Origin of the sequence: Marinobacter sp. UBA2498 (assembly GCF_002341575.1) — a bacterium.
In the GTDB taxonomy this organism is placed as follows: Bacteria; Pseudomonadota; Gammaproteobacteria; order Pseudomonadales; family Oleiphilaceae; genus Marinobacter; species Marinobacter manganoxydans.
In genome coordinates, this window is sequence record NZ_DDOI01000131.1 from 1 (window position 1) to 6922 (window position 6922).

Consider the following 6922-nt stretch of genomic DNA (forward strand, 5'->3'; position numbering starts at 1 on the left):
TGAGCCGGGCTTTCAGTTCATCAAACTCAAACGGTTTGGGAAGGTAATCGTCGGCACCCGCGTTCAACCCTTCTACTCTCTCAGTCCAGTTGGAGCGTGCGGTCAGAATAAGGATGGCCTCTTTTTTCCCGTTTTTTCTCCATCTTTGCATTAAAGACAGTCCATTTTCATCGGGCAGTCCGATATCGAGAATAACGGCCTGGTAGGAGCTTGTTTCAATCAACGAGTCTGCTTCTTTGCCGGTTTTGGCGACATCGACTGTGTAGTGCGCCTGCGCAAGCCAGTCCGATATTTTTTTGGCAAGTACAGCATTGTCTTCAACAATCAGAATTTTCATTTGTAAGCGCCGTTTTTCGTGGTGGGAAAGTTTCGCCAGTCTGCCATGGATTGTACCAGTAACGGCAACTCCCCAGAAAAACAGCAACCCGTTAAAAATGGGGGGTTACCGGTCGACTTTTCAGTTTGATTTCAGTTGCACCGGGTAGCATCAATAATCGAGTCACGAACGCAAGAAGCTGTATATACATGGTTTTAGGAGCAACCTATGAGCGATAGACATTTCTATGCAGGTGTGTCCAGGCGGCGCTTTATCCAAGGAGCTGCCACGATGGGACTTCTTGCCGGTTTCGACAGCTTGTTGCCGGCCTATGCTAGAGGACAACTGGACAACACGAACGCATTTCACACCGTGCGTAATGGCGCTGACATCTACGACCTGACCGTCGCGAGAACACCTCTCAAGATAGGGGGCACAGTCTCGGAACAGCCCATCACCATCAACGGCACTCTGCCAGCGCCTCTGGTGCGCCTCAAACAGGGGCGCGAGGCAATCTTGCGTGTCACCAATACGCTACCGGAGGCAACATCCATTCACTGGCACGGTCTGATTCTGCCGTACCAGATGGATGGCGTTCCTGGCGTCAGCTTTCCCGGCATCATGCCCGGCGAAACGTTTGAGTACCGTTTTCCGGTCGAACAGCATGGCACCTACTGGTACCACAGCCACTCTGGCCTTCAGGAACAGCTAGGCCACTATGGGCCGATTATCATTGATCCTGCCGAGCCCGAATCGGTGGCCTATGATCGCGAATACGTTGTGGTTCTATCTGACTGGACCTTTGACTCTCCCGAGGACGTATTCCGCAACCTGAAAGTGGCAGAGGGCTACTATAACTACAACCAGCGCACCGTTAGCGACTTCTTCAAGGATGTTGAAACCATGGGCTGGGATGCTGCGTGGAGCAAAGCCGGCATGTGGGGCAGAATGCGAATGAGCCCCCGGGATATTCTGGATGTAACCGCTTCTGAATATACCTACCTGATGAACGGATCGCCTTCTGCCAGTAACTGGACCGGGCTGTTCCGTCCCGGCGAGAAAATTCGCCTGAGATTCATCAATGCCTCGGCGATGACCTACTTTGATGTCCGTGTCCCGGGCCTCCCGATGACGGTTATTTCCGCTGACGGCCAACCAGTGCAACCCGTTGAAACGGATGAATTCCGCATTGGCGTGGCGGAAACCTACGACGTGATTGTACAGCCAACCGACACGGCTCACACCGTGTTTGCCCAGTCACAGGATCGGTCGGGGTATGTGCGCGGAACGTTAGCCACCCGCAAGGGAATGGAGGCGCCAGTACCGCCCATGTATCCGCGAACCGAGCGCGGTATGGCCGCCATGGGCATGGGCGCGATGAGCATGGGCGCCATGGGCAAGGACGGCGATATGAACATGGACAGCGGCATGGACATGGGTGGCAAGATGGAAATGATGTCAGGCAGCAACGACAAAGCCCATGGCCAAATGATGATGAATGGCGCCGACTCGGGAATGAACAAGATGAGCTCGGACAAAGCAACGATGAATGAGGTCCCGACGGCGGGTCGGCCGATATCCCATGGCCCTGATAATCACGGTCCCGGGGCGGCCATGGTGGCTTCCAGCCCGCAATCGCGTCTGGATGACCCTGGTGTAGGCTTTGAAACAGCCAACCATCGGGTGCTGACTTATTCCCAGTTGCAGAGCATTGAGGGCTGGCCCGACAAGCGCCCGGCCGAACGCGAGGTGGAACTGCACCTTACCGGCAATATGGAACGTTACATGTGGTCGTTCGACGGCAAAAAGTTCTCTGAAGTCGATGGCCCGGTCAAGTTCTACCATGGCGAGCGCCTGCGATTGATCCTCGTCAACGACTCGATGATGGATCACCCCATTCACCTGCATGGCATGTGGATGGAACTGGAAACCGGTGCAGGTGAATATCGTCCACGCAAACACACGATTTCCGTCAAACCCGGCGAGCGTGTATCCGCGCTGATCACAGCGGATGCACCGGGTGACTGGGCTTTCCATTGCCACCTTCTGTACCACATGGACGCAGGCATGTTTCGTGTCGTGTCGGTCGTTTAACGGGATAGGGGATGAACATTATGATGAATCGCATCAAGTGGGTTGTGGGTGCCTCAGCCTTAACGCTTGCCTCGGGAGCCGGCGCCGCCGGTACTGGCGTTCAGGCCGAACCGGACTGGACGCTGCCGATACACGACAACCAGGTGTTTGGCCAGGTTCTGTTTGACCGGATGGAATACCAGCGTGACGGCGACAACGAATTGGCCCTGTGGGACGCCCAGGCCTGGATTGGTAAAGATCGCAATCGGCTCTGGGTCGAAACGGAAGGTGAGACTGATCTATCCAGCGACAGCGGCGACATCGAAAATTTTGATGTGCAGTACAGCTATCGCTTCGATCGCTTCTGGGATATACAGACAGGATTGGGTGCCCAGACAACGTTTGGCCCCAGCCCTAATAAGGAGCGCTATTCGGCCATTGTTGGATTGCAGGGACTTGCCCCCTACTGGTTTGAGGTAGACACAAATCTCCGAGTCACCGACGACGGTGACGTGTCATACGATCTTGAAGCCGAGTACGACTGGCTGCTGACCCAAAGGCTCATTTTGCAGGGCCGCGGCGAAACGCTCGTTGCCTTCAGCGATGTTGAGGAGTGGGGCGTCGGTAGTGGCATCAATAATGTGGGCCTGGGGCTCCGTCTGAGATACCACTTTTCGAGGGAGTTTGCGCCCTACGTGGGTGTTTCTTACACCCGCTTTCTGGGCAACACAGAGGACCTTCGTGAGCGCGAGGGGGAAGACGTCGAGTCCTCCAGCTTCGTGGCGGGCGTCCGGTGGTGGTTTTAGTACGATAATGCCCAGTAGAAAAGGCTGGCCCCTTTGCGTGGGTCAGCTAGTGTCCTCATTTGGAGGATTTCGTCAAAATCATTGCCGACCTTCCGCATGTTCGGCTCAATGACAAACGGCCGGACTAAGGCCCGGCCGTTGTATCAGATCATGAAATTACACGTTGATCAGTAACTGATATTGACCATAGCTACGACCTTATAGGTATCCTCCGGGTCATCTCCGTAGAAGTCCCCCATGAAACCGTAAGAGCCGCGGAGGCTGATGTCATACACGCCGGCAAACTTTTTACCAAGCTGAGCAGCGACTTCAGTACCAAGGGTTGAGCCGTTGGCCTGAGCTGCGCTATCGGGCGCGTCGTCGGCAACGCGGAAGTAACCGGTGCCGTACTTCAGGTAGTAGTCGTTGGAAAGTTCCTGATCACCCGAGACCATCAGCCCCATCAGACCATACCCTTGGTAAGCCGCATCCTTAACTGACCTAGCACCCTGACTACCATTGTTGTAGTAGACGTCTGTTCCGAAGATTTGCAGATTGCTGCTATTCAGCTCCCAGCCTGACTGGTTTGCCGCGAAGCGATCTGCACCATTGCTGCTGTCATCAGCCGGAATGTAGATGCCGTGAATCTTGAGGCTTGCGTTGCCCCAATGCCTCTGGGCATACAGATTCAACATGTACGTGTCGCCATCTGTTGCGTCAGAGTCACGCCCGGACGACTTTTTGTAAAGTACCGAGCCGCTATAGGACATTTTGTTATAGGTAAAATCGGCGTAGGCACCGAAATAGTTGTCATCCGTTCGAGCCGCCGTACCATTCAGAGCAGCCTGACTGCTGTTGCTGATCTGAGCTCCGGTAAGGCCGTAGTGGAAAACCTCGCTGGGATGAAGTTCGGCACTCAACATGTAGAAGTCCACGTCGTCCGCAGAATCTCTATCGTTTTCTTCCCACTTGAACCAGCCACCTGTCAGCGTGGCCATACCAACATTGCCCGCAAAGGAGATGCCGTTCATATCGTCATTGGTGACGAAGCTCTCGTATTTACCGAAACCATATCCCTGGATACCGGCTCGCACCTTCCAGTCGCTGTTTGGCACCTTCAGTTCAGCGTAGGCATTTTTTGTTTCAACGCCAACGCCATCGGCGCTGAGTTTGCCGCAATTGTCACCCTGGCAGCTTCCCTTCTCACCCCAGGGAGAATCGAACTCACCGTACCAAACCAGGCTCACGTTATCGTTGAGGTCGCCGGTGATCTTTGCACGCAGGCGCTGGTCAACAAAGGCATTGCTGCTATCACTGGGCGCGCCAAACTCTTCTCCACGCGCGGCCAGATTTTGTGTTTCTGAGGTCGCCTGCAGGCGGTAATAACCGTTCACCGTGAAGGGGGAATCGCCTTTCTTGAGCTCTTCCACTTTAGCCGTCAGTTGATTTATTTCAACCTTCAGGTCTTCTACGGTTGGTGACGCACGCCCGACCGGCTCCGCGGCCAACGCCGGTGTTGCTACTAAAGCTATCGCCAGCGGAGCGCTTATTGATTTGAAGATTTTGCTCACCTGAAACTCCTTATTTTAATTTTCATATCGACAACGATTTATTGCCTCAATATGGATGTGCCAGTTAAACGGCACTTAATCTTGACGCACAAAGCTTGTAGTGGTCAACTGAAACGAACCTGAATTTTCAGCTAAATTTCATTTTCCCGATTTTCGTACTGACATCCCCACCCGTCAGACTGTCAGACCTGACGACGCATCAAAGAGGCTATTTCGCCCCCAGCGCCCATTCTTGGAGAGGTGCTATGATTGCTCACTATTGAAAGGCATACTGGGCGCCAAGCATGCAATCCGACCATTTGGCGCATGAAATCGAGATGGCCGCAATGAACCGACGAGTTATCTCCTTGCTGCTGCCGTTGTTTTTGGGTGGACCGGTTCTGGCCATTTCCGAAATATCGGGTGGTCAGGAGGGCGCTGCGATGAAGGGTTGCGATTTCAACTTCGGCTGCCTGAAGTTATTAGATTGGCTGGATAGATTATGCATTGTTCACGTCGACCATCACGTAGAGGCTGGTTCCTGTTTTTTTTAATCTGGTCTGTCAGCTTTTTGCTGCATTTTTTTTGGGAAATGATCCAGGTGCCTTTCTTTACAGGGATGATGGAGGCGTCCCATGGTGCGGTCGTCTGGCTGTGCACGCGGGCGGCAATCGGCGATGCCAATATTGCACTATTTGCCTATGGCGTCGCCGCAGCGGCAACTAAAGATGGCTTTTGGATACAGGGGCGGTGGCGCCGCCATGCTTTAGGAGCGTATTTTGCTACCGGTCTGCTTATAACCATAGTCTTTGAAGCCTGGGCCACAGGCGCAGGCCAGCGCTGGAGCTACAATGATTCTATGCCCCTGTTTCCCTTCCTTGGCACAGGTATCGCCCCTCTAGCGCAGTGGATTATCGTTCCAACAGTCTCGCTCTTTGGTTTGCGTTGGCTCTACAGAGGCTGGCTTGATCTCAGACGTCAGGGCCGCGATCACCCCCAGCAATGAATGCCGGAGCCCCGGGCATCATATAAACCGCCCTACAGACAACTGCACATCCACACCAATCACGAGTGTGGCGGTCAGCGACACTACACTATTGATGATTGCCACCATTGCCAGACTTAGACAAGTACGATCACAATAATACGATGTTCCACTGTGACTGATCGACTCATCCATCACTCAACTCCGAAGTCCTTGCGAACGGTTGGCATTACGTATGCCACTCCCGGCCATGCCGGCACCAGACACAGCCGCAGTCGACGTGATTGCAGCTTATATCCCGTCGCTGGCTCCGCAAATGCAAACCCGCCAACGGCGCCAGCAGACGCCTGGCAAGTGTGGGCCGGTAGAGACGGCGCAAAAACTCGCGCGCATCCAGATGGTTTTCCTGGCGGCGCATGCACCAGCGATAACCGCGGTTACCCAGCAGCCCATAAAACGCGCGGTTCACCAACGCCGCCGCCATCGGACGCTCCAGGGATTCTCGCCAAAGCCGGTTGTAGTCGTCACCATGCAGCAGACTGCGTGCGGCCAGCACGCCGGAGGTGATGGCCGCGCGCATCCCGAAGCCCCACAGCGTATCCTGGAAACCGGCCTGCTCACCCGCTACCGGGTGCACCCCGGACAATGCGGTTACAGGGATGCGGAAGTTCCCAACACCGCCGTGCGGCTGAGGATTCATCATCTCCATGCCGGCCAGCCTCTGAAACGCACTGACAGTTCGCTCCACATACTTTGCTTCATCCCTGAAACCAGTAAACATGCAACTCTTTACCGTTCCCTTGCCTCCCATTACCAAAAGGTAGGCATACCCTTTAGGGGCAAGGTTGTTATCACAAATTGCCCAGAAACCGTCCGGCATGGATGTATCGAAATGATAGCCGACCGCAATGGCATCGGCGGCCTTTGGGCCAGTCGCCAGGATGGCCGGGCCCCGGGCATGCCGCAGCCGGCTTTTGAAATGCACCTGCACGCCCAGTTCCCTGGCCTGTCTCAGCAACGCCGTGTCCAATGTGTCTGGCCCGGAGCCACGCTCCACCAGGTAGAACAGCGGCTCAATGCTCTCAATGGCGTACGGGGAATCCCAGGCATCAAAGGCGGTACCCCGGCGGCATGGAACTCGCTTGAAGTCGGTGGTGATTCCGAGTTCCTGCAACACCGCCAGGGCATCCTGCTGCGTGCTCCAGTTCTCCAG

General features: G+C 54.8%; 6 protein-coding genes. 3 read left to right on the plus strand and 3 right to left on the minus strand.

What is annotated here, in order from left to right; translation table 11 throughout:
• The coding region (locus B2W52_RS18065; RefSeq protein ID WP_286803841.1) for a response regulator at positions 1-337 on the minus strand (337 nt) is incomplete at its 3' end.
• Between the two features lie 207 nt (positions 338-544).
• Here B2W52_RS18065 and B2W52_RS18070 point away from each other — a divergent pair.
• Both B2W52_RS18070 and B2W52_RS18075 read left to right on the plus strand, forming a co-directional pair.
• A complete protein-coding gene (locus tag B2W52_RS18070; RefSeq protein ID WP_286803842.1) occupies positions 545-2410 on the plus strand; it encodes a copper resistance system multicopper oxidase in 1866 nt (621 codons plus the stop codon).
• 11 nt (positions 2411-2421) lie between these two features.
• Positions 2422-3195 (plus strand): copper resistance protein B, encoded by a 774-nt coding sequence (locus B2W52_RS18075; RefSeq protein WP_063744308.1) that lies wholly within the window; start codon positions 2422-2424, stop codon positions 3193-3195.
• Positions 3196-3362: 167 nt separating this feature from the next.
• On the opposite strand, the gene B2W52_RS18080 is transcribed toward B2W52_RS18075, so the two are convergent.
• Complete coding sequence (locus B2W52_RS18080; RefSeq protein WP_286803843.1) at positions 3363-4745, minus strand: hypothetical protein; 1383 nt, start codon at positions 4743-4745, stop codon at positions 3363-3365.
• Between the two features lie 481 nt (positions 4746-5226).
• Between B2W52_RS18080 and B2W52_RS18085 the strand changes: the two genes are divergently transcribed.
• Complete coding sequence (locus tag B2W52_RS18085) at positions 5227-5730, plus strand: hypothetical protein (protein ID WP_104270567.1); 504 nt, start codon at positions 5227-5229, stop codon at positions 5728-5730.
• Between the two features lie 208 nt (positions 5731-5938).
• On the opposite strand, the gene B2W52_RS18090 is transcribed toward B2W52_RS18085, so the two are convergent.
• Positions 5939-6922, minus strand: a 984-nt coding sequence (locus B2W52_RS18090; protein WP_286803844.1) for an NAD(P)/FAD-dependent oxidoreductase, incomplete at its 5' end; no start/stop codon positions are given.